We start from the raw sequence: 23,408 nt of genomic DNA, 5'->3' as shown, positions 1-23,408 counted from the left end.
GGTTCAATTGTAGCGGGAATTTGCCAGGATGGGGAGAATGTCCTTTCTCGCGCATACATTTGAAACTGGAAAATCACTGCCGCCTGCCGTACAATAATGCTATTCTATTCCATCCAGAAGGGAAGCAGAACCCATGAAACCAGGGCAGACCCGCCATTCAGGAAAGACCTTATTCGCGCTTGGACTCGGATATTTGATTGATCAGGGAGAGGCGCAGGCGATGGGCGTGCTTTCGCCGATTATCCAGAGCCTGTGGGGTGTGAGCTACGGCATGCTGGGATTGATGACCACGCTGCGCAATATCGCGCAGACCGTAAGCGCACCGCTGTGGGGCTACGCGGCAGACCGCTATTCGCGCAAGAAGGTGCTGATTTTCGGCACCGGCATTTGGGGCATCTGGACAATTCTGGTAGGGTTGATGCCCAACTTCACCGGGGTGCTGATCATCCGTGCCATATCGGGGCTGGGGCTGGGCTGCCTGATGCCGGCCACCTTCTCGCTGATTGCCGATCATTTTCCGCAAGAAAGGCGCGGTTTCGCGCTGGGGGTGATTGGTTTTGTGGGATTGATGGGCACCGTAGTGGGGGTGCTGGCGCTGGGGTTTGTGGCCACACCCGAACTATGGCGCTGGGGCTTTGTGGGGTTGGGCGTTTTCAGTATTTTGTCGGGGGTGGTGATCTGGCTGTTCGTAGAAGAGCCGCCGCGCGGGGCAGCTGAGCCGGAGCTGGCCGGGCTGATTGACCATGAGAACGAGCAGCGCTACATGATCAATTGGAAAGATGTCTTTTCTACGCTGCGCATTCCCACCATTTGGGCGGCCATTTTGCAGGGGGTTACCGGCACGATGCCGTGGGTGGTGATGGGCTTCTACTTCATCAATTGGATGGTAACCGATTTAAATTTTTCGAACCAGATCAGTTTTACCGACCCGGCGGGCAGCGCTCCGCTGGTGTTCGCGGTGGTGGTTGTGGGCGCTGCAATCAGCAATTTTATGGGCGGCCTGATCGGCGATTACGCGGAAAAGATCAGTCCCAAATACGGGCGCACAGTCATTGGTCAGTTTTCGGTGCTTTCAGGGGTGCCGCTGATGTATATTCTGCTGACGCGTGCGCAAACGATGACGTTTCCGCAATTGCTTGGGCTGACGATGTTCACGGCGCTGATGATTGGCTGGCCGGGACGCGGCGCAAAGGAGCCGATGATGCAGGCGGTGGTGCCGCCGGAGATCCGTTCGAGCGCGTATTCGGTGGTAAACCTGATCGAAGGCGGGCTGTCTGCCTTCGCGGGCCTCATCGCGGGGGCGCTGGCCGACCGGATTGGGCTGACCTACGCGCTGGTCTGGACGATTCCCTTCCCGTGGCTGATCTGCGGGATCTTCTTCACCCTGTTCTATTTCACTTATCCCAAAGATGCGGCTAAAGTGAAGAATCTGATGGGCCAGCGGCGCGAGGACTTACTGAAACTGAAGCAGGAAACCGGCGCGGTTGCAGGGCTGGAAGCGGCAGAGGCGGAGTAGGACGGGAAGCCTCGCCAAACGGATGAATCAACAGAGGGCTGCGGATTGGGCAGCCCTCTGATTTTGTGAGATTTGATTAGCCAGCACGGAGTTTGTCGATGCGGCGCTGCAGGTAGGGGGAGAAATAGCCGCGGTAGCGTTCTTGCAGTTCGGGAATCTGCCAGTCTTTGCCGGTGATGGTTTTGCGGCAGCGCGGTGAGGCGCACATACATTCAAACTGGTCGTAATCGGAGCTGTCGGACATGGCGTAGTCAAAGCAAACTTCTTCGTCGGGTTGAATATCGCGTATGGCAACCAGTGAAATGGGGCTGGAAAGGCCCGCGTTGGGATCGCAGCAGTGGTTGAAATAATCGGCGGGGTCAAAATGCTCCCAGGGCTGCACCTGATAGAGAAATTCTTCCACCTGGATGGAATGGCTGACGACATCTTCTGGCAGGGTTTGCAGCTGGTCGTGGGTAACGATGCTGCCACCCCACATGCAAACCAGCTCGCCGGCTTGCACGGCTTCGCGGGCAAAAATACCATACCCGCCTTTGTTGGGGAATGCGCGGACTTCGAGTTTGGGGTTGAGGTAAGAATGACAATCGGATTCCATGCGATAAGCTCCTGTGCCTGAGAGAAGAAGGATGGTTTCCCGCGGGAGGAACGCCGTGCGATTGATGCACGATTATACCGCTGTGAGGCACAGTTAAGCGAAAAACCGCCCGGTTGGGGCGAAAAATCGGATGGTGAAATGGCTCATAGATGGGCGGGTCAGGCCGGTTGAGTGTGAACAGAGGGCTCGTCGGGGCGCGGGCAGGGGCCTTCCTGCTCGGGGCGGGGCAGGATCTGCAAGCGGGTAACCAGAACCGCCATGGACATTAAGAGCGCGGCGGCAGCGCCCACCGCCCAGGAGCCGGTGAACTGCATCAGCGCGCCCCCGATGGTTGGCATGAGGATCTGCGCCAGGCTTTGCGTGGCAGAGGCCAGCCCAAGCGTGCCGCCCACGTCTTCACGGTAGACTGATTTGGTGATCTGGCTGGTGATGACGGTATTGAGGATGCCGCCGGAGAGGGAAATGGGAGCCAGGATGATCAACAGCAGCGGAACGGAGCCAACGAAGCCCCAGATGAGGAGCGAAACCGTCATCAAGATGGAGCCGAAAAAGATCAGCGAACGCTCGTAGAAGAGCCCGGTGAGACGGCCGATGGCGAAGGCCTGCACCAAAACAGAAAGCAGACCGACATAGGCCAGAATGTAGCTGGTGGACTGGGCGGATAACCCCAGGCTGTTTTTGGCGAAGAGAGAGAAATTGGTCTGAAAGAGAATGAAAGCCAGGTTGTAAAATAACTGAACGACCAGCAGCGGCCCCACGCACGGCTTTTTGAGCTCTTCGTAGAGCTTGTTGAGGGTGAAGGCGGTGTTGGGGCTGCGGCGCATCGCCTGGCGCTCGGCAGCAGGGAGTGATTCGGGCAGCCAGATGAGCACGGCCAGCAAATTCAGGGCTGCCAGGCATGCTGCCACAAAGGCGGGGACAGCAAACCCGTACTGGCTCAAGATCCCGCCCATAGCCGGGCCGATGATAAAGCCCAGGCCGAAAGCCGCGCCGATCATGCCCAGGCTGCGCGCGCGGGTTTTGGAATCGGTGATGTCGGTGATGTAGGCGCGCGCCAAGGCGATGTTGCCGCCAAATAACCCGTCGACAATGCGGCTGATGAAGAGCATGGCCAGCGATTGGGCAAAGCCGAGCAACAGAAAGGCAACGATGGTGCCTACAATGCTGAAGATCAGCAGCGGGCGGCGTCCGTAACGGTCTGATAGGCGCCCAATTGTTGGCGCTGCAATCAATTGCGCCAGAGCGTTGACGGTTCCCAGCAGGCCCACGGTGGTGAGGCTGGCCGCGAAGGTGTCGGCATAAAAGGGCAACAGGGGCAGGATGAGGCTGTAACCGAGCAAGTCAATGAAGACAAAGCCCAGAATGAGGAGTAATCTGCGGTTGAGGATAGATTTCATAAATACACTCACTGACAAGAATTTTCTACTCACCAGTATAAACCGGAGAGTTTGAATCCACAAATGGCGCGGCGGGTTTGTATAAAGTTAATGGATGGATGGCAGCGCAATGATTTGTGATAAGATTGCAGGCGTGCGGCGCGGGCTCGCGGGGAGTTGCCAGAGCGGCGCAGCCAATTCTATTTTTGATGAGGAAGATATGCAGCCAAACCGGTTGAGTCCCGATTGGGAAACCCCCATGATTTTCGCGCGAAACCGCCTGCCGGCGCACGCGGTTTCTTTGCCGTATGGCAGCATGGAAGCGGCGCTGGCAGGGAATCTACCGCAAGACACCCGCCTGATGCTGAATGGTAACTGGCGCTTTCAATTCGGCGTGGACGCGCAAGCCGCGCTGGATGGGGCGCGGGCCGGCAGCCTGCCCGAAACCTGGGACGAAATTGTCGTGCCGGGGCATTGGATGCTGCAAGGCTATGATCGCCCGATCTACACCAATATTCAGATGCCGTTCCGCGGAGAGCCGCCTTATGTGCCACAGGAGAATCCCACCGGCGTCTACCGCCGCGAATTTGACCTGCCCGCAAGCTGGCGCGGGCGGCGGGTGATCGCCTGCTTTGAGGGCGTGGAATCGGCGTTTTACCTGTTCGTCAACGGGCAGGAAGCCGGTTACAGTCAGGATTCGCGCCTGCCGGCGGAGTTTGATATTACCGGCTGGCTGAAAGAAGGCCGCAATGAACTGACGGCGGTGGTGATGCGCTGGTCGGATGGCAGCTACCTGGAAGACCAGGATCACTGGCGGCTGGCAGGGATTCACCGCGACGTGTACCTTTACGCCGTGCCCGAAGCGCACATCGACGATGTTTTTGCGCAGCCGTGGCTGTCGGACGATTCGCGTTCGGGACGGTTATCCGTGCGCGCGCGGGTGAATGGGATCCGGGCGGCAGAGAAAGGCTGGATGGTGCGCGCGCAGTTGTATGACGCCGCGCAGCAAGCCGTGCTGTCCGGGGAGCTGGCGGCGGAGGTGGTGGTCAGCGACAGCCAGGTAACCGCGGCGCGCCTGGAATCGGCGCAGTTTGGCGTTCTTCCGTGGAGCGCGGAAACGCCAGTGCTGTACACGCTGGTGGTGTGGCTGGAAGACGCGAGCGGCCAGGTGGTGGACGTGCGGCGCGAGCGGATTGGCTTCCGGCGTGTGGAGGTGCGCGGCCGGCAGCTGCTGGTGAACGGCAAGGCCATCTATATCCAGGGGGTGAACCGGCACGAACACGACGGATACACCGGCAAGGTGATCTCGCGGGACTCGATGCTGCAGGATATTCTGCTGCTCAAACAAAACCACTTTAACGCCGTGCGCGCCAGTCACTACCCGAACTGCCGCGAATGGTATGATCTGTGCGATGAGTACGGTCTCTACCTGGTGGGAGAGGCCAACTGCGAATGCCACGCGTTTTACAACCGTCTGCCGCACCAGACGGAATGGACGGCGGCGATGATGGATCGTTTTACGCGCATGGTGGAGCGGGACAAAAATCACGCCAGTGTGATCATCTGGTCATTGGGGAATGAGAGCGGTTACGCCCCGGTGCATGACGCGATGGCGGCCTGGTCGCGCGCCTTTGACCCCTCGCGACCGGTGCATTATGAAGGGGCAGTGGCACCCGATCTGCACGGCGGGCGGGCGGCGACAGATATCGTCTGCCCGATGTACGCTTCAATTGACCAGATTGTAGCCTACGCGCGCGATCCGCGGGCCGACCGGCCGCTGATTTTGTGCGAGTACGCGCACGCCATGGGCAACGGGCCGGGCAGCCTGGCCGATTATTGGCAGGCGATTCGTTCCACGCCGGGGCTGCAGGGCGGGTTTATCTGGGACTGGGTGGATCAGGGCTTGTGGAAGGCCGACTTGCCCAACGGCGGGGGCTGGGCGTATGGCGGCGATTTTGGCGACGAGATCAACGACCGAAATTTCTGTGTGAATGGGATTGTCTTCCCCGACCGCACGCCGCACCCGGCGCTGTTCGAGTGTAAAAAACTGTTTCAGCCCTTTCAGGTTGAAGCGATTGATCTGGAACGAGGCGAGCTGTCACTGCGCAACCTGCGCGACTTCACGCGCCTGGAGGATGTAAGCGGGCGCTGGCTGGTGAGCGTGGACGGTGAGACGGTGCAGGAAGGCAAGTTTGAGATTCCCGCGCTGCTGCCGGGTGAATCATGCCTTGTCCACATGCCGTACCGCCTGCCAGTCTTGGAGGGCGGCCAGGAAGCGCACCTGATGGCGCGGGTGATCCTGAACAAAGACCTGCCCTGGGCTTCGGCCGGGTATGAGTTGGGCTGGGAGCAGTTCGCCCTGCCGGTGAGCGCGTCCGCGCCCGCGCCAGACATGGCGACGGATCTGAGAGTGCTGGCGCGTGGAGAAGAAGCGCTGGAAGTGGAGCACGGCGGGCTGGTGGTGAGGGTCAACGCACGCAGTGGCGCGCTGGAAGAAATTAGCGCGCGGCTGGCGGATGGGGGGGCAGCGGCGCTGCTGCGCCAGGCTCCGCGCCTGAATGTGTGGCGCGCCCCCACCGATAATGACGGCTTCCGCTTTGAACCGCTGATGGCAGGAAAGATGCTCAGGCGCTGGCTGGAAGCCGGTTACAACGAGATGGCGGCTGATCAGCGCCTGGAGCGGCTGGAATGGGACGGCGAGCGGCTGGCGGGTGTGGAAAGTGTCTGCGAGTGGCGAAACACCAGGGGGGCACGGCTGTTCACCGAGCGTCAGCGCGTGTGGGCCAGCGCGGATGGCGATCTGGTGCTGGACGAGCAGATCACCGCCGAGCCGGGTTTGCCGGGGCTGGCGCGCGTGGGGCTGCTGCTGGTGCTGGAAGGCGGCCTGGAGAAAGTGTCCTGGTTTGGGCGCGGGCCGCATGAGAATTACCCCGACCGCCAGGCAGGGGCGGCGCTGGGACGCTACACTGGCACGGTAGACGAGCTGGTGGTGCCTTACCTGCTGCCGCAGGAGAACGGCGCGCGCAATGAAACACGCTGGGTGGAACTGCGCGGCATATCTGGGCGCGGCTTGCGGGTGAGCGGAGACGCGCCGTTTAGCTTCAGCGCGCTGCCTTATTCCGCGGAACAGCTATGGCAGGCGCGCCACGCCTGCGAGCTACAGCGGGAGGAGAAGATTTATCTCTGCGTGGATGCGCGCCAGCGCGGGCTGGGCAGCGCAAGCTGCGGGCCGGATACCCTGCCCCAGTATGAAGTACCAGCCGGAGAGTACCGCTTCAGCGTGCGTCTGCGGGCGGTGTAGGCAGGCACAAAATGAATGTTTTCGGGGCTGCGTGGAAAAGGCGCGGCCCCGGTGCGTTTTAAGGCGGGGTGAAGGGGGGTATTTTGGCGTACAATCAAAGCATGGAAGAGCCGGAATTTGAGGTCAATGGAGATGAAGAGGCGCTGCGCGCTCAGGCGGAGCGGCGGCGGAGGGGAACGGCGTTGGTTCTGCTGCTGATTGTGCTGCTGCCGCTGGTGTTGAATCTGCTGCGCTGGTTGGAGGGGGGAATGGGCGAACCGGTTCCGACACGCGTGCCAACATGGATACCTGAACTTCCGGTGGATATTCATTTTTAATTCAGATTGTTAACGAGAATTTAATATCTTGACAAGCGGATAAAAAACTTATAAGATAATTGATATGGGAGCGCTCCCAAGCATCAATAAAAAACGCGCATTATTACCCACATTGCCGCCGATATGCGGATTTTTGTTGAGAAAAAATTGAGAGCGCTCCCAAAAGGACACCTTATGTCACTCACCCTGGAAGACATCGCCAAAATCAGTGGCTACTCCCGATCAACCGTTTCACGGGTGATTAACGGCGAGGAAAGTGTCAGCGAGCGAGCGCGCGAGCAGGTGATGAACGTGATTCAGAACCTAAATTTTCAGCCCAACCTGGCCGCGCGGGGTCTGGCAGCCGGGCGGACGGGGGTGTTGAGCCTGGTCATTCCGGTGGGGGTGGGCGCAATCTTCACCGATCCGTTCTTCCCCCAATTGATCCAAAATGTCTCTTCGGCCTGCAACGCTCTGGATTACACGGTCATGTTGTGGCTGGCTGAGCCAGAATATGAACGGCGCATGATCAGCAAAATTATGTATAACGGGCTGGTGGATGGGGTGATAGTGTCTTCAATGGTGATGGACGACCCAATTGTCAAGGCGCTGGCGCAAGGAAAGCTGCCATTTGTATTAATTGGGCGGCATCCCAACAATCCCAAAATCAGCTATATCGATGTGGACAACCGGGTGGGCGCGCGCGAAGCCGTGCTGCACCTCATCCGCATGGGCCGCAAACGCATCGCGACCATTACCGGCCCGCAGAATACCATTGTGGGGTATGACCGATATCAAGGGTATCTGGATGCCCTGCAGGAACGCGGCGTTGCGGTGGACCCCAACCTGATTATTGAAAGCGACTTTACCGCAGCGGGATCGTACGCGGCGGCCCTGCGCCTGATTGCGCAGCGCCCCGACGCAGTTTTCGCGGCCAGCGATCCGATGGCGATCAGCGCGCTGCGCGCGTTTCAGGAAGCTGGCTTTTCCGTACCGGGTGATCTGGCCATTATTGGCTTTGATGACATACCGCAGTCTGCTCAAACCAACCCTCCGTTGACCACTGTGCGGCAGCCCACCGCGCGGATGGGACGGATCGCGGTGGAGACTGTGGTGGATATGATCCACAATCCGAGCGAGGAACCACACCGGATTGTCTTACCTGCCGAGCTGGTGATCCGCTCTTCTTGCGGAACCCGAATGGACGGTTAAAGGAGGTCCTATCGAAGAAGCATAGATTATTTTCTGAAGCCCAATGTATAAGCCCAACTGTGTGTTTGATTTTTTCATCTCAATTCTGATCAAGGAGAAGATCGATGCGTAAGCCTATATTTGCTATGTTTGCTTTGATTGTTGTGTTCAGCATGCTGCTGGCGGCTTGCCAGCCCGCGGCCCCGGCTGCTGAACAACCTGCCGAAGCTGCCGCCCCCGCGGAAGCCCCGGCCGCTACCGAAGCCCCGGCTGCTGCCCCCGCCGCTGGCGATCGCGTGCAGGTGCGCTGGTTTGTTGGCCTGGGAACCGGCCAACAGCCTGAGCAGGTTGCCGCGCAAGAAGAAGTTGTGAAGAAGTTCAATGAGAGCCAGGACGAAATTGAACTGGTGATCGAGATCGTCAACTACGATGTGGCGAATGACACCCTGGCGACCCAGATTGCCGCGGGCAACGCTCCCGATATCATCGGCCCGGTGGGTGTGGCTGGCTCAAACGCTTACTCCGGCCAGTGGCTGGACCTGGACCCGCTGGTAGCCTCGATGAACTACGACCTTTCGGATTTCGACGAGAGCGCGGTTGATTTCTACCGAGTCGAAGGCGAAGGCCTGATCGGCCTGCCGTTCGCGGTCTATCCCTACTTCTTGTACTACTACAAACCCGCGTTTGACGAAGCCGGCCTGGCTTATCCTCCGCACGAGTGGGGCGCCAAGTATGAAGACGGCGACGATTGGGATATGGACAAGCTGACTGAGCTGGCCATGCAGCTGACCGTGGACGCCAATGGCAATGACGCGACCGAAGCTGGTTTTGATCCGGCGAATATTGTCCAGTTTGGTTACTACACTCAGTGGACTGACCCGCGCGGTTTGGCGACCATGTTTGGCGCCAGCAACTTTGTTGACGAAAACGGCAAAGCGATGGTGTCGGATAATTGGCGCGAAGCTTTCAACTGGTACTACGATGCCATTTGGAACAAGCATTTCTACCCCACCGACAGCTACATCAACAGCGATCTGCTGGCCGCTGGCAACGCCTTTGGCTCTGGCAATGTGGCCATGGTTGGCCTGCACCTGTGGTGCCATGCCTGCTCCGAAAGCGAAGACTGGGACATCGCGGCCATTCCTTCGTACAAGGGCGAAATTACTGCCAAACTGCACGCTGACACCTTCCGCATCATGAAATCCACCAAGAACCCCGAAGCGGCCTTCAAGGTATTGGATTACCTGACCGGCGAAGCTGCCGACGAACTGCTGCTGGTCTACGGCGGTATGCCCGCTCGCCACAGCCTGCAAGACAGCTACTTCGCGACCTTGGATGAAGCCCACCCGCAGGGTGTGGATTGGGAAGTTGCCAAAGCCGCGTTGAACTACACCGACAACCCGAGCCACGAAGCCAATATGCCGAACTTCAACAAGGCGACTGAGCGGATCGGCGCGTTCCAGACCCTCTTCCAGAGCACCGCAGATCTGGACATCAATGCTGAGATTGATAAACTGGTAGCAGACCTTCAGGTCATCTTTGATGAGGCCAAGTAACCTCGAGGCACATCTTTGATGTGATAGTTGGGCAAATCGAATGAAGATGGGGCCAGCTCGGCCGGTCTGGCCAGAAAGCTGGCCCCATTTTGTTGAGTATATCTGGAAGAGGGATAGACCCATGTCGATAACTACTGCAAATGAAATGAGCACCAGCACGGTGAAAGGAAAACAAAAAAAGAAAGGGCTGGCAAGCCAAGAGGCCCGCTTGGGGTATCTCTTTCTGACGCCCTGGATTTTGGGTTTTCTAGTGTTTACCATGATCCCAATGGTTTCCACTCTGGTGATTTCTTTTACCAATTACAGCCTTAATAATGTCAATAATCTGCAATTTGTTGGATTGCGGAATTATGCCAAGTTGTTCAGCGACCCGATCGTGCCGCACGCCATGTCTGTTACATTGCGCTTCTTTGCCATGGCGCTGCCGATTGCCATTTTTCTGCCCTTAGGCCTGGCGGCTTTGATGAATTCGAAGCACCTGTGGGGGAAACGCATTTTTCGCACATTATTCTATATGCCTTACATGATCCCTCTGGTCTCCGCAGTGCTGGCGTGGGGCGGATTTTTGAATGAGCAAACCGGCTGGATGAACCGTTTTTTGGCGCTGTTTGGCATTCCGGGTCCGGAATGGATTCGCTCGACCACCTGGATTTACCCGGCGTTGCTGCTGTTTGGCCTGTGGGGCAACGGTCAGGCGATGATCACCATGCTGGCGGGGATGCAGAACGTGCCGACCGATATGTATGAAGCGGCACGGGTGGATGGCGCGAATAACTTTACGATTTTCTGGAAAATCACCGTTCCGATGGTTTCACCCATTATTTTTTACAATTTGATTCTAGCCGTGGTGGGTTTGTTTCAATATTTCCTGGAGCCCTACGTGCTGACGCGCGGCACCGGCGACCCAGGAAACGCGACCATGTTTTATAACCTTTACATGTTCAAAAACTTTTTCCAATACCAGGATATGGCCTATGGGGCGACTCTGGCGTGGGTATTGTTCCTGGCGATTTTGACGGTGACGTTGATCATCTTCGGGACGCGCCGATTTTGGGTTTATGAAGCGGAACGATCTTAGGAGGCCAGAATGAACGAAAAACGGAACCAATCACCTTCCCTCACCAGGGCGCAAAAGCGTGCCGCAAGTATTCTGGCTGGCGCAACGGTTACATTATTCGCATTCATGCTGCTGCTGGGCTATATTTCGCCGTTTATCTACACCCTTTCCACTTCATTGAAAGATAAAGAGCAAATCTCGCTGCCCAACAGTCCGTTGTACCCGGCGCGGCCAGCCAAAATGGAATTTGAAGGCAAAGAGTACGAGGTATACCGGGTGCCCCAGCCGGACGGTTCGCTGAAAGATATGGCGATTATTGAAAAGGGACGCAAGACGAGCACCTTTATTGACGCGCATGATCCCAACGCGACCCCCTATGTGTGGGAAGGCAAGTACCGCTCCTTGGAGCCGGTATGGGACTTCTCGCCCAACTGGAGCAATTACCCGGACGTATGGAAACTGGAAGGAAAGAACTTTACCTTTGGCAAGATCATTCTTAACACCTTCTTGATCGCGGTGATCGGCATTGTGGGGACGGTGTTCTCTTGCGTGGCGGTGGCCTACGGCTTTTCGCGCTTCCGCTTCCCGCTCAAGAACACGCTCTTTTTGGTGCTGATCGCGACCATCTTCCTGCCGCGTACGGTGGTTACGGTTCCGCTTTACGCCTTCTTTGTGCGGATTGGTTGGGTGGGATCGTGGCTGCCGCTGGTGGTGCCGCATTTCTTTGCCAATGCTTATAACGTATTCTGGCTGCGGCAGTATTTTATGACCATCCCGCGCGAGATGGACGAGGCGGCGATGATCGACGGGGCGGGGCCGCTGCGTACGCTGTTCGCGGTGATTTTGCCGCAGGCCTGGCCGGCGCTGGTTACAGTAACCCTTTCGCACATGGTGTTCGCGTGGAAAGATTTCTTTGAGCCCTTGATCTACCTTTCCACCAAGCCAGAGCTGCAGCCGATTTCGGTGGCCATTCAGCAGTTCAACGCGCTCTACGGTCAGCAGCCGCAGCTCATTCAGTCAGCGGCAGTGCTGGGCCTGGTGGTTCCGGTGTTGATCTTCTTCCTGGCGCAAAGGGTCTTCATGCAGGGTATGGTCTTTACTGGAGTTGATAAATAGGTGTAATCTATGAGTATGAGAATAAGGGCCAGGCTGGTTAAGACGGCTCTTTGTAAATGAATTTAATTGGAAGAGGAATGAATTATGAAGTTTGGAACTTTTGATGACCAGAATCGGGAATATGTGATTACGCGGCCAGACACCCCACTGCCGTGGATTAATTACCTGGGCTGTGAAGCCTACTTTGGGATCATTTCCAACACGGCGGGCGGTTACTCCTTTTATCAGGATCCGCGCCTGCGCCGCATCACCCGCTACCGCTATAACAATGTGCCTATGGATATGGGCGGGCGTTATATCTACCTGCGAGACAACACCTCCGGTGAGTTCTGGTCGCCATCCTGGCAGCCAACCCGCAAGCCGCTGGACGAATATACCTGCCGGCACGGCCAGGGTTACAGCATCATTTCCTCTTCTCTGAAGGGCGTTTTCGCCTCCACACGCTATTTTGTGCCGATGGGTGAAAACCTGGAAGTGTGGCAGCTGACCGTGCGCAATGACCGCGGCGAGGCGCTGGACCTTTCGGTGTTCTCCAGCATTGAGTTCTGCCTGTGGGACGCGCTGGACGATTCTTCCAATTTCCAGCGCAATTTCAGCACCGGTCAGGTGGAAGTGGAAGACGGGGTGATTTATCACAAGACCGAATACCGCGAGCGGCGCAATCACTTTGCTTATTTTGCCTGCTCGGCAGAGGTGGCCGGTTTCGACACGCAGCGCGAGGCCTTTTTGGGCGCCTATCGCGGCTGGGATTCACCGCAGGTGGTGGAAGCCGGGCAATGCTCCAACTCCATCGCTTATGGCTGGTCGCCGGTGGGTGTTCACCAGGTGAATGTAACGCTGCAGCCGGGTGAAGAGCGCCAGGTAATTTTTCTGCTGGGCTATCACGAGAACCCGGCAGACGACAAATTCGACCCGCCCGGCTCGCAGACGATTAACAAGCGCGCGGTGAAAACCGTCATCCGGCGCTATTTGCAGGCTGAGGAAGCCGACCGGGCTTTCGCGGTGTTGAAAACCTATTGGGGCGAGCTGCTCGACCGCTTCCAGGTGGAAACCCCGGATGAGCACACCAACCGCATGGTGAACATCTGGAACGCCTACCAGAATATGATCACCTTCAATATGTCGCGCTCGGCTTCGTATTTTGAGTCGGGGATTGGGCGCGGCATGGGCTACCGCGATTCCAACCAGGACCTGCTGGGCTTTGTCCACATGGTGCCTGAGCGCGCCCGCGAGCGGATTTTGGACCTGGCCGCCACGCAGATGGCCAGCGGCGGGGCGTATCACCAGTACCAGCAGCTCACCAAACGCGGCAACGACGCGGTGGGCAGCAACTTCAATGATGATCCGCTGTGGCTGGTGCTGGCGGTTTCGGCCTACATCAAAGAGACCGGCGATTGGAGCATTTTGGACGCGATGGTGCCGTATGACAACCAGCCGGGCAGCGAAACACCGTTGTATGAGCACCTGCAGCGCTCGGTGCGCTACACCGTGGAGCGCAAAGGCCCGCACGGACTACCGCTGATTGGGCGAGCCGACTGGAATGACTGCCTGAATTTGAACTGCTTCTCTTCGGAACCGGGGCAGAGCTTCCAGACCACCACCAATAAAGAAGGCAAGGTGGCCGAGAGTGTCTTTATCGCCGGGCTGTTCGCGGTGGCCGGGCGCGAAATGGCTGAACTGGCAGCCGCGCGCGGCAACTCCGCGGAAGCCAGAGAGTTAATTAGCCAGGTGGAAGAGATGGAAGCGGTGGTCTACCAGCACGGCTGGGATGGGGCCTGGTTCCGGCGCGCGTATGACGACTTTGGCCGGCCAATTGGCTCGGCGCAGAATGAGGAAGGGCAGATCTTTATTGAGCCGCAGGGTATGTGCATTATGGGCGGCCTGGGGCTGGATGACGGTAAAGCTGAGCAGGCGCTGAAATCTGTGGGCGAGCGGCTGGCGACCATGCACGGGATTGTGCTGCAGCAGCCGGCCTACAGCCAGTATTACCTGCACCTGGGTGAAATTTCCTCGTACCCACCCGGATACAAAGAGAACGCGGGTATTTTCTGCCATACCAACCCATGGATTATGATCGCGGAAACGCTGGTGGGACACGGCGACCAGGCGCACGATTATTACTTGCGGATTAATCCGTCACGGCGCGAGGAGATCAGCGAGGTACACCGCGGTGAGCCGTATGTGTACTCGCAAATGATCGCCGGTCGGGACGCGGCCACTCACGGTGAGGCCAAGAACTCCTGGCTCACCGGCACAGCGGCGTGGAATTATGTAGCTATTACGCAGTACATTCTCGGCATTCAGCCCACCCTGAAAGGCCTGAAAGTGGCTCCGGTGATTCCAGCAGCGTGGAAAGGCTTCAAATCCACCCGGTTGTATCGCGGCGTAACCTATCAGATCGAAGTGGAACGCAAAGGCCCAGGAAATTTAACACGCTTGTGGGTGAACGGCCAGGCAGTGGAAGGCAACGTGGTTCCGCTGCCAGAGACCGGGGTTAAGGACGTTCAGGTGAAAGTGGAATTGGCATAAATGAAACCAACAGCCGCAGCCAGCATCGATTCGCTGGCTGCGGCTGGCGCACCCATCAACGGCAGGAGTTTAGAGAAGCCGCCGAATCATCTCACTGCCAGTAACGAAAACTATTCATCATTAATCACCCTCGCGCCGCATTCAAACGAGGGGTATGTATTTCGCGCTCTTAATTTTCGCAAGCAGGCTGTTTGCTGTGAGGAGGAAAAGGTGAAAAGGAATCTGAGAACCGGCATATCGCGGTTGACCTGCCTTGTAATGTTGTGCCAATTGGCGCTGGCGGCCTGCGCCGGCGGAGCGCCTGCGGCCAACCATGAGAGCCTGCCAACCTCTAGCGTAGAGCCAACGGCCCTGCTCAGCCCCACGCCAACCCGCCTGCCAGACCCCACCGCTACGCCCGCCGCGACAGCGGGGATGGTTCGGGTGGACAGCGGTCAGGTGGAGGGGGAGATCAGCCCGTTGTTGTTTGGCACCAATTATGGCCCGTGGAGTGTGGTGCCGGTTGACTTGCAAGATGAAGCCCAGGCGGGCGGCTTTATGTATCTGCGCTTTCCGGGCGGCAATTGGGGCGATGATAACGATCTGAAACATTACCATATTGACCAGTATATTAACTTGGCGCGCGCGCTCGGCGCTGAACCGGCGATCAGCGCGCGCATGCATGGCGGCAGTGTTGAAAAAGCCGCCGAACTGGTGCGCTACACCAACGTGGAGAAAGGCTACGGGGTGCGCTATTGGAGCGTGGGCAACGAACCGGAGCTGTACGGCGATGTTGATACGCTGCGCTATAACCAGGAATGGCGTGCCATGGCCGAGGCGATGCGGGCGGTGGATCCATCCATTGTGCTGGTGGGGCCGGATATTACCCAATACCGCGGTGACCCGGCGCTGGACCCGCGCGATGCCCAGGGCCGCTTGTGGATGGATGAATTTCTGAAGGCCAACGGCGATTTGGTGGATGTGGTTTCGATTCACCGCTACCCCTTCCCGACCACGCTGGGAGCGGAAGTGGTGGAAAAAGCCGATCTGTACGCCAGCGCGGAGGAATGGGACAGCATTATCCCGGCGCTGCGGGCGCAGATAAGGGCGCAGACGGGGCGCGATCTGCCGGTGGCAGTGACGGAGTTCAATTCACACTGGAACAAAGCCACCGGCGGCGAAACCACGCCCGATTCGGCGGCCAACGCGGTGTGGCTGGCAGGGGTGATCACCCGCATGGCGCGCCAGGGGGTAACGATTGGGGCGCAGTTTGCTCTGCAAAGCGCGCCGAAGACCGGCGGGTGGGGTTTGCTTTCGGGTTCGGATGTGCGCCCGGCTTATCACCTTTACCCGCTGTTTCAGCAGATGGGCAGCCAGCGCGTGCTCTCGACCTCAGGGGTGGAGCAAGTGAGCGTGCTGGCCGCGCTGCGCGGTGATGGACGACTGAGCGTGTTGCTGGTGCACAGTGGGCTGGAAGCAAAGGAAGTCCCTTTGCGGCTCGACGGCGGCTGGAACGTGGACCCGGTGGAACTGCTGCGACCGGGAGAGCCGGCGCAAGAAATCGCACTGGAAGACACGCTGGAGCTGCCCGCCGAATCGGTAACGCTGTTGATTCTTGAAAAACGCTGAGGTTTTGACAACCAGGCTTGAAGGATGGAAAACGCGCATGAAGAAGAACAAGGAGAATGACCTGATCCTTTTGGCGGCCATCTGGGCGCTGTGGTCGCTGCTGGTGATCGGTTACCAGGCCGTGGCCGACTGGCGGCTGGAGCTGAAACGCCCGGACAGTGTGTTGATGTGGACAGCCAACGAAACTGGCAAGAACAGCCAGGATGACAAAGCCTACCTGGTGGAACCTTTTTTGAACCATCAGGTGTCGTGGGATTCGGAGTTTTATCTTTCGATGGCCACGGCGGGTTACGATGATCCTCTGGTGCGGACGATCAAAGACCCACAGAATAAGGGTGAATTGTTGAGCATGAGCTACGCTTTTTTTCCGCTGTATGGCTGGGTGATGCGGGTGGCGCGCGTTCCGCTGCTGGCGCTGGGCCTGACGCCGATCGTGGCTTCCACGTTGGCGGGGGTGCTGGTATCGCTGCTGGGCACGCTGGGGGCGATGATCGCGCTGTACGATCTGGCCCAACCACTGCTGGAGCGAGAGGGCAGCCTGCGGGCGGTGTATTACATGCTTATCTTCCCCAGCGCGTTCTTTTTGGCGCAGGTGTATACCGAAGGGCTGTTTATGGGTTTGTCATTTGGTTGCATGGCGCTGGCGCGGCGCGACAAATGGCTGCCGGCCGGCCTGCTGGCGGCGGCGGCAACGCTGACGCGCCCGCTGGGCGGGCTGGTGGTGATCCCGCTGGCGTACCGCTGGTGGCAGGCGGCCCCGTGGAATGATGAAACGCGCGACCAGCCGGTGTGGGAGATGGCGGTCAAGTCTGTGGGGGTGGCCCTGCCGGTGATTGCCTTTTTGGCCTGGCGCGCCTCGGAATTGGGCCGCAATTTCTTTATCCTTGAAGACCAGTTCTTTGGGCGGCATTTCCTGGCCATCGGCGCGACCATCAGCGCGTGGGTTGGGGCATTTGAATCGGTGTTGAAAGGTAACTCGCAGGCGGCAGTGTATTACGCGCTGGAGGTGGGCAGCCTGCTGCTGGGCCTGGTCGCGTGCGGATTGTTCTTCCGGCGCGAGAAGGACCTGGCGCTGTACAGCCTGGCAGTGATTTTACTCTCGCTGTTCAGCGGGGCGGCGCAGGGTATGGCGCGCTATGTGCTGGCCGCGCCGGTGATCTTCTTGTGTCTGGGACAGTGGGGCAGAAGCCGCGTCTTCGACCGGGTGTGGACATTTGCCTCGGTGCTGTTGTTTGGCCTTTCGGCCATGTTGTTCAGTTTTGATTTCTGGGTAGGGTGAGGCAGCCAATGAAGTATGGATATTTTGACGAAGAGCGGCATGAATATGTAATTACCACCCCTAAAACGCCGGTGAAGTGGATCAACTACGTTGGCACGCTGGCGTTTGGCGGTTTTGTGGACCAGACCGGCGGCGCGCTGTTGTGCAAGGGCGACCCGGCTTTGAACCGGATTACCAAATATATACCGCAGCTTCCGGCCGCGGATTTTCGCGGAGAGACACTCTATCTGCGGGTGCGCGAAGCGGATGGTTACCGTCTGGTGACGCCGTATTTCACCCCCTGCCTTTCGCCATATACGCGCTACGAATGCCGGGTGGGGCAGGGTGTGAGCACGTTTGTGTTTGAAAACGGCGCGTTGAGGGTGGTAACGCGCGTGTTTGTGCCGCAGGGCGCGCCATGTGAGGTGCGCGATGTGGAGATTACCAACCTGGCTGGCTGGCCGCTAACGCTGGACGCCATCCCGGTGGTGGAATACTCGCATTTTGACGCGCTGAAACAGTTCACCAATGCGGATTGGGTGCCGCAGACGATGCAGAGCCGGTGGGTGCAAGACGCTGAGCGCGGGGTTTTGCTGCAATACGCGTTTATGAAGAAAGATACGGCGGTCAATTTCTTCACCGCCTCCTGGCCGTCCTCTTCGTTTGAGTCGGACCGCAAGCGGTTTTTGGGCGACAACGAGTACGGCACCTGGGCGCATCCGCTGAGCCTGGACGGGGATGAACTGTCGAATGGTGAGGCGCTGCGCGGTGATAATATCGGCGCGTTGATGCTGCACCTGGGATCACTGCAGCCCAACGAGAGCCGCCGCTTTGTAACCCTGCTGGGGCAGGTGGCGCAGGCCAGTGATGCGCTGGAGCTGCTGGGGCGCTATTCTTCGGCGGCGCAGGTGGAGGCCGCGCTCGCTGAGATCAAGGCGTTTTGGGCGGCCTATTTTGATAAACAGCAGGTGCAAACCCCCGATGCGGCCTTCAACGCCATGCTCAACACGCACAACCCGCACCAATGCTACATCACCAAGAATTGGTCGCGCGATCTGTCCCTGTACCAGTTGGGTTTTGGCGGGCGCGGAATTGGCTTCCGTGACAGCTCGCAAGACGTGATGGGCGTGCTGGCGCAGGCGCCGGGTGAGGCCAAAGCGTTGATGTGTAATCTGCTCTCGGTGCAAACCCCCGCGGGGAGCGCGATGCACCAGTTCTATGCCTCAACGATGGAAGCCAACGCGGGTGATTCGCGCGAGGTGCCCAACGCGCCGCATTATTACTCGGACGACCACCTGTGGATGGTGCTGGCTGTATGCGCCTATTTGAAGGAAACGGGCGATTTTGCGTTTCTGCGAGAAGAGCTGCCGTTTTACGAAGAAGGCCTGGCGGTGGAAAAGCGCCAGCGCGGCAGCGTGATGGAACACATCCGGCGTGGGCTGGAGTTCACCTGGCGGGATGTAGGAGCGCATGGCTTGCCGCTGCTGGGTTTCGCGGACTGGAATGACACGGTCAATTTACCCCGCGGGGCAGAGTCGCTCTTCACCGCCCATCTTTTCGGCGCGGCGCTGCGCGAGTGGATTGGGCTGCTGGGCTATTTGGGTGATGAGGATGCCGCCCGGCATTACGAAGCGTACTACCAGGAAATGCGCGCGCGGGTGGAGCAGCACGCCTGGGACGGCGCGTGGTACGTGCGCTATTTTGACGCTCAGGGCAGCCCGCTGGGTTCGGCAAAAAACCAGTACGGGCAAATCTTTCTCAACGGGCAGTCGTGGGCGGTGCTTTCCGGGTTTGCCAGCACGGAGCGGGCGGAACAGGCCCTGCAGTCGGTGCGCGAGCGCCTGAACACCCCGCGGGGCGTTAAGCTGAGCGCGCCTGGATACACCGGCTTTGATCCGCGCCTGGGTGGAGTGAGCACTTACCCGCCCGGCGCCAAGGAAAACGGGGGTATCTTCCTGCATTCCAACCCGTGGCTGGTGATCGCCGAAACCAGGCTGGGGCACGGCGACCAGGCCTATGAATATTACCGGCAGATTAACCCGGCGGCCAAAAATGACGAGCTGGATGGTTATGAATGCGAACCGTATGTATATCCGCAGAATGTGCTGGGTGATGAACACCCGCAGTTCGGGCTGGCGCGCAACACCTGGTTGTCGGGCACGGCGTCATGGATGTACCAGGCGGCAACCAAACATATTTTGGGTATTCAACCGGACTATGACGGGCTGCGGATTGACCCCTGCATTCCGGCGGAGTGGGACGGGTTCAGCGTAAGGCGTGAGTTCCGCGGCTGCCGGTACGAGATTCGGGTGAAGAATCCGCGCGGACTTCATCGCGGTGTACCGCATTTGCTGGTGGACGGCGCGCGAATCGAGGGCAATCAGGCGCCCATTTTCCAGGATTCCAATGTACACATTATCGAGGCCAGCCTGGGAGCGTAAGGCATGAATTATTATGGTTATCCTTCTGAGTTGATTCAGAACACCCATTATTGTGTTGAATACTTGAAAAATGCCGGGCCGCGAATTGTGGGGTTTCGCCTGCGGGGCAGCGACAAGAACTTGCTGGCAGAGACACCCGGCGAAGGCTGGAAAACAGCGCATGGGGAATACCGGCTGTACGGTGGCCACCGCTTGTGGTACGCGCCTGAACAGCCAGACCTGACCGGCTTTCCTGACAATGACGCGCCGCTCGTGGAGACGCTGCCGAATGGGGTTGAACTGGTGCAGGCTGTAGAAAGGATCACCGGCCTGCAGCGCGCGTTGCGGGTGGAGATGGAGCCGGACGGGCGCGAGGTGAAGCTGACCCACCGTCTGGAAAACCAATCGCCAACTGAGATGGAGATCGCGCCGTGGGCGATCACCATGCTGCCGCCGGGCGGCACGGTGATCCTGCCGCAGGCCAACGCGCCGTTGGGAAATGAGTTTCTGCCCAACCGCAACCTGGTGCTGTGGCCGTACGCGCATTGGAATGATCCGCGGGTGATCGTGAAGGAAGATCATCTGTTCGTGCGGGGAGAAGACCGCGGCCAGCTTTTGAAAATTGGGTATTATAATCCGTACGGCTGGGCCGCTTACTGGCACGCGGAGACTCTGTTCTGCAAGCGTTTCGCGGTGCTTCCGGGAGCCAATTACCCGGACCGGGGCTGCAACCTGGAGGTGTATGTCAATTCGCATTATGCCGAGCTGGAATCACTGGGCCCTTTGGAGCGGGTGCAGCCGGGGAAGTGCGTCAGTCTGGCGGAAACCTGGGAGGCGCAGCCAGCCGGCCGCATGCCGGAAGACCTGGAAGAAGCCTGGCTGGCTGCCGCGCGCCTGTGCGGTCACCTGAGCGTGGAAGGAGAAGGAATGTGATGAGCAGCGAAGTGAAGTTTCCGGACGGCTTTGTGTGGGGCGCGGCCACGGCGGCCTATCAGATTGAAGGGGGCTGGAATGAAGATGGGCGGGGCGAGTCGATTTGGGACCGCTTCAGTCACACGCCGGGCAAGGTGCTGAATGGCGACACGGGTGATGTGGCCTGCGACCATTACCACCGCTGGCGCGAGGACATCGCGCTGATGAAAGACCTGGGGATTAAAGCCTACCGCTTTTCCACAGCCTGGCCGCGCATTTTGCCGCAGGGACGCGGAAAGGTAAACCCGGCCGGCCTGGATTTTTACAGCCGCCTGGTGGACGCGCTGCTGGAAGCGGAGATCACGCCCTTTGTTACGCTGTATCACTGGGATCTGCCGCAGGCGCTGGAAGATCAGGGCGGCTGGCCGGCGCGCGAAACGGCAGCGGCGTTTGTGGAGTACGCGGGCGCGACCACCCGCGCCCTGGGTGACCGGGTGAAACATTGGATCACGCTCAATGAGCCGTTTGTGAGCGCGTTTGTTGGCTATCGCGACGGACGGCACGCGCCGGGGCGCACCAGCCTGGAAGACAGCTTCGCGGCGGCGCATCATCTGCTGCTGGCGCACGCGCACAGCCTGCCGGTGATCCGCCAGAACGCGGCGGGCGCACAGGCCGGCATCGTGCTGGATATTATTCCAGCTTACCCGGCTTCGGTGAGCGCGGAAGACCAGCAGGCGGCCTGGATGGCGCGGGCCGCGCATCACCTGTGGTTTTTAGAGCCGCTGGTCGGACGCGGTTATCCCCAGGCGGTGGCGGACTATTTCAAAATGAAGCTGGAATTCATCCAGCCGGGCGATTTGAACGCAATGGCCGCGCCGCTGGATTTCTTGGGAGTCAATTACTACACGCGGCGCATCGCGCGCTCAGCCGAGATCGCGGAAGAGGATAACCTGCCGGTGACCGTGACGGCCGCGCAGCACAAGACCGAGATGGGCTGGGAAATTTATCCGCAGGGGCTGCTGGATGTGCTGGTGTGGCTGAATGAACGCTACACCTTCCCTGCGCTGTACATCACCGAAAACGGGGGCGCCTTCCCCGATGCGCTGGACGAGAAAGGCCAGGTGCTGGACGAGGATCGAGTGGCCTATCTGCGCGAGCATTTCCGCATGTCCGCGGCGGCAATCCAAGAAGGTGTGCCGCTAAAGGGTTACTTTGCCTGGTCGTTGATGGATAATTTTGAGTGGGGATTCGGCTGCTCGAAGCGGTTTGGATTAATCTATGTGGATTATGAAAGCCTGAAGCGCACGCCGAAATTGAGTTACGCCTGGTACCGGCAGGTGATCCGGCAGAACGGATTCGCGGATTGATGCGGTCAGCGCAATGGTTTGAAGTTTTCCAGAGCCGGTGGTAAACTCAAAGCGGTTGAGGACGGGCAACCTTCTTCACCGGGTGATTGGACTGCATGATCAGTAATTTTCCAAATGCACTTCACCAGTTCAGGGTGAAGTGCATTTATTCTGATGGGAGCGTAACAACGGGTGACGATGAAGAAAAAACGCATGTTGATTGATGGACACCAGGATATCGCCTGGAATGTGATGACCTTCGGCCGTGATTACACGCGCAGTGTGGCAGAGACGCGCGCGTTGGAAGCCGGCACGCGCGTTCCGCAGGTGAATGGCGACACGGTGATCAGTTGGGGAGCGTACCAGCAGGGGCAGGTTGCGCTGGTGTTCGCCACGCTGTTTGCCACGCCTCAACAGCACCGTTGGGGCGATTGGGATGTGCACAGTTACGCCAGCGCGAAAGAGGCCAACCAGATCTATCTGCGGCAGCTGGATGTTTACCAGCAAATGGCGTTTGATCACCCGGACAAATTCCGTCTGATTGCCAGCCAGGTAGAATTGAAGGCGCATCTGGCACAGTGGGCGCGGGCAGATGAAGATCACCCCGCGCCGGTGGGTTTGCTGCTGCTGATGGAAAACGCGGAAGCGGTGCAAACGCCGGATGAATTGAAAATGTGGTGGGACCTGGGCGTGCGCCTGATTGGCCCGGCCTGGAAGACCACCCGCCTGTGTGGAGGAACCGGCAGCCCAGGACCGCTGACGGCGGAAGGATACGCGCTGTTGGAGAAGATCTCCGAGTTGGGGATGATTTTGGATCTGAGCCACATGGATGAAGAGTCGGTGCTGCAGGCGCTGGAGTTTTACCCCGGGGTGATGATCGCCAGCCATTCCAACCCGGCGGCGGTGGTGAATGACCCGGCATCCAACCGCCACCTGAGTGACCGTGTGATTCGCGAGCTGATCCGCCGCGACGGGGTGATGGGCATGGTGCCGTACAACGCCTTTCTCACCCGCGGTTGGACGCGCTCTGTGGCCCGCTCGGCGGTGCCGCTGGAACGGGTGGTGGATCATATTGACCATATCTGCGATCTGGCCGGCAACGCCTGGCATGTGGCGCTGGGTACCGATTTTGACGGGTGCGCGGGGGTGCAGGATGTGCCGGATGGCATTGACACGATTGCCGACTTGCAAAAGCTGGAAGATCTGCTGGCGAAACGAGGGTACGCGGAAGGCGAGATCGACGCGATTTTCCACGAAAACTGGCTGCGAGTGCTGTTCAAGCACCTGCCAGCGTAGCGCAAAAATCAACTTATCCAGAAGGCCGGGTATAT

Annotated in this window: 16 protein-coding genes; 14 read left to right on the top strand and 2 right to left on the bottom strand. The window is 58.8% G+C overall.

Features of this window, described 5'->3' with window-relative positions:
- The first annotated feature begins 133 nt into the window (after nucleotides 1–133).
- On the top strand, nucleotides 134–1,516 hold the full coding sequence (locus ADN00_RS03970; RefSeq protein WP_075061658.1) for an MFS transporter: 1,383 nt from the start codon (nucleotides 134–136) through the stop codon (nucleotides 1,514–1,516).
- A 76-nt stretch (nucleotides 1,517–1,592) separates the two neighbouring features.
- Here ADN00_RS03970 and ADN00_RS03965 read toward each other — a convergent pair whose 3' ends face one another.
- Together ADN00_RS03965 and ADN00_RS03960 are read right to left on the bottom strand one after the other, a co-directional pair.
- Nucleotides 1,593–2,111, bottom strand: coding sequence for an SET domain-containing protein (locus ADN00_RS03965; RefSeq protein WP_075061657.1), 519 nt, complete (start codon nucleotides 2,109–2,111; stop codon nucleotides 1,593–1,595).
- A gap of 158 nt (nucleotides 2,112–2,269) precedes the next feature.
- Entirely contained in the window at nucleotides 2,270–3,508 is a 1,239-nt protein-coding gene (locus tag ADN00_RS03960) for an MFS transporter (protein WP_082389867.1), read from the bottom strand.
- Nucleotides 3,509–3,746: 238 nt separating this feature from the next.
- Here ADN00_RS03960 and ADN00_RS03955 point away from each other — a divergent pair, with 238 nt between their 5' ends.
- The 13 genes from ADN00_RS03955 to ADN00_RS03895 all read left to right on the top strand — a co-directional run bounded on the left by ADN00_RS03955 (nucleotide 3,747) and on the right by ADN00_RS03895 (nucleotide 23,373).
- A complete protein-coding gene (locus ADN00_RS03955; RefSeq protein ID WP_160317458.1) occupies nucleotides 3,747–6,788 on the top strand; it encodes a glycoside hydrolase family 2 TIM barrel-domain containing protein in 3,042 nt (1,013 codons plus the stop codon).
- Between the two features lie 83 nt (nucleotides 6,789–6,871).
- Nucleotides 6,872–7,105 (top strand): hypothetical protein, encoded by a 234-nt coding sequence (locus ADN00_RS03950; protein ID WP_152966249.1) that lies wholly within the window; start codon nucleotides 6,872–6,874, stop codon nucleotides 7,103–7,105.
- Nucleotides 7,106–7,279: 174 nt separating this feature from the next.
- Nucleotides 7,280–8,296, top strand: coding sequence for a LacI family DNA-binding transcriptional regulator (locus ADN00_RS03945; protein WP_075061654.1), 1,017 nt, complete (start codon nucleotides 7,280–7,282; stop codon nucleotides 8,294–8,296).
- A 104-nt stretch (nucleotides 8,297–8,400) separates the two neighbouring features.
- Entirely contained in the window at nucleotides 8,401–9,831 is a 1,431-nt protein-coding gene (locus tag ADN00_RS03940; RefSeq protein ID WP_075061653.1) for an extracellular solute-binding protein, read from the top strand.
- Nucleotides 9,832–9,952: 121 nt separating this feature from the next.
- Nucleotides 9,953–10,909 (top strand): carbohydrate ABC transporter permease, encoded by a 957-nt coding sequence (locus ADN00_RS03935; protein WP_075061652.1) that lies wholly within the window; start codon nucleotides 9,953–9,955, stop codon nucleotides 10,907–10,909.
- Between the two features lie 9 nt (nucleotides 10,910–10,918).
- Nucleotides 10,919–12,004: a carbohydrate ABC transporter permease gene (locus tag ADN00_RS03930; protein ID WP_082389864.1), complete on the top strand. Its 1,086-nt coding sequence runs from the start codon at nucleotides 10,919–10,921 to the stop codon at nucleotides 12,002–12,004.
- Nucleotides 12,005–12,088: 84 nt separating this feature from the next.
- The gene (locus ADN00_RS03925) at nucleotides 12,089–14,533 is read left to right on the top strand and encodes a GH36-type glycosyl hydrolase domain-containing protein (RefSeq protein ID WP_075061651.1); all 2,445 of its coding nucleotides are present in this window, start codon (nucleotides 12,089–12,091) and stop codon (nucleotides 14,531–14,533) included.
- A complete protein-coding gene (locus ADN00_RS03920) occupies nucleotides 14,534–16,141 on the top strand; it encodes a hypothetical protein (RefSeq protein WP_075061650.1) in 1,608 nt (535 codons plus the stop codon).
- 37 nt (nucleotides 16,142–16,178) lie between these two features.
- Nucleotides 16,179–17,420 carry a mannosyltransferase family protein gene (locus tag ADN00_RS03915; protein WP_075061649.1) on the top strand — a complete coding sequence of 414 codons (1,242 nt, stop codon included), beginning with the start codon at nucleotides 16,179–16,181 and terminating at the stop codon, nucleotides 17,418–17,420.
- Between the two features lie 8 nt (nucleotides 17,421–17,428).
- Entirely contained in the window at nucleotides 17,429–19,840 is a 2,412-nt protein-coding gene (locus ADN00_RS03910) for a GH36-type glycosyl hydrolase domain-containing protein (RefSeq protein ID WP_075061648.1), read from the top strand.
- A gap of 3 nt (nucleotides 19,841–19,843) precedes the next feature.
- On the top strand, nucleotides 19,844–20,752 hold the full coding sequence (locus ADN00_RS03905) for a hypothetical protein (RefSeq protein ID WP_075061647.1): 909 nt from the start codon (nucleotides 19,844–19,846) through the stop codon (nucleotides 20,750–20,752).
- Nucleotides 20,752–22,098 carry a GH1 family beta-glucosidase gene (locus ADN00_RS03900; RefSeq protein WP_075061646.1) on the top strand — a complete coding sequence of 449 codons (1,347 nt, stop codon included), beginning with the start codon at nucleotides 20,752–20,754 and terminating at the stop codon, nucleotides 22,096–22,098. The genes ADN00_RS03905 and ADN00_RS03900 overlap by 1 nt, the downstream gene beginning before the upstream one ends.
- A gap of 177 nt (nucleotides 22,099–22,275) precedes the next feature.
- Entirely contained in the window at nucleotides 22,276–23,373 is a 1,098-nt protein-coding gene (locus ADN00_RS03895) for a dipeptidase (protein ID WP_082389863.1), read from the top strand.
- The last annotated feature ends 35 nt before the right edge of the window (nucleotides 23,374–23,408 follow it).

Source organism: Ornatilinea apprima (genome assembly GCF_001306115.1).
GTDB lineage: Bacteria > Chloroflexota > Anaerolineae > Anaerolineales > Anaerolineaceae > Ornatilinea > Ornatilinea apprima.
Note: the sequence above shows the minus strand (reverse complement) of the source record. Positions and strands in the feature narration are given on the sequence as shown.

What these genes read in the sequence shown, in the direction of transcription:
- ADN00_RS03905 (WP_075061647.1), top strand. Translation starts at nt 19,844, where the DNA reads ATGAATTATTATGGTTATCCTTCTGAGTTGATTCAGAACACCCATTAT.
- ADN00_RS03900 (WP_075061646.1), top strand. Translation starts at nt 20,752, where the DNA reads ATGAGCAGCGAAGTGAAGTTTCCGGACGGCTTTGTGTGGGGCGCGGCC.
- ADN00_RS03940 (WP_075061653.1), top strand. Translation starts at nt 8,401, where the DNA reads ATGCGTAAGCCTATATTTGCTATGTTTGCTTTGATTGTTGTGTTCAGC.
- ADN00_RS03920 (WP_075061650.1), top strand. Translation starts at nt 14,534, where the DNA reads ATGAAACCAACAGCCGCAGCCAGCATCGATTCGCTGGCTGCGGCTGGC.
- ADN00_RS03915 (WP_075061649.1), top strand. Translation starts at nt 16,179, where the DNA reads ATGAAGAAGAACAAGGAGAATGACCTGATCCTTTTGGCGGCCATCTGG.
- ADN00_RS03925 (WP_075061651.1), top strand. Translation starts at nt 12,089, where the DNA reads ATGAAGTTTGGAACTTTTGATGACCAGAATCGGGAATATGTGATTACG.
- ADN00_RS03965 (WP_075061657.1), bottom strand. Translation starts at nt 2,111, where the DNA reads ATGGAATCCGATTGTCATTCTTACCTCAACCCCAAACTCGAAGTCCGC.
- ADN00_RS03945 (WP_075061654.1), top strand. Translation starts at nt 7,280, where the DNA reads ATGTCACTCACCCTGGAAGACATCGCCAAAATCAGTGGCTACTCCCGA.
- ADN00_RS03955 (WP_160317458.1), top strand. Translation starts at nt 3,747, where the DNA reads ATGATTTTCGCGCGAAACCGCCTGCCGGCGCACGCGGTTTCTTTGCCG.
- ADN00_RS03930 (WP_082389864.1), top strand. Translation starts at nt 10,919, where the DNA reads ATGAACGAAAAACGGAACCAATCACCTTCCCTCACCAGGGCGCAAAAG.
- ADN00_RS03970 (WP_075061658.1), top strand. Translation starts at nt 134, where the DNA reads ATGAAACCAGGGCAGACCCGCCATTCAGGAAAGACCTTATTCGCGCTT.
- ADN00_RS03935 (WP_075061652.1), top strand. Translation starts at nt 9,953, where the DNA reads ATGTCGATAACTACTGCAAATGAAATGAGCACCAGCACGGTGAAAGGA.
- ADN00_RS03910 (WP_075061648.1), top strand. Translation starts at nt 17,429, where the DNA reads ATGAAGTATGGATATTTTGACGAAGAGCGGCATGAATATGTAATTACC.
- ADN00_RS03960 (WP_082389867.1), bottom strand. Translation starts at nt 3,508, where the DNA reads ATGAAATCTATCCTCAACCGCAGATTACTCCTCATTCTGGGCTTTGTC.
- ADN00_RS03895 (WP_082389863.1), top strand. Translation starts at nt 22,276, where the DNA reads ATGAAGAAAAAACGCATGTTGATTGATGGACACCAGGATATCGCCTGG.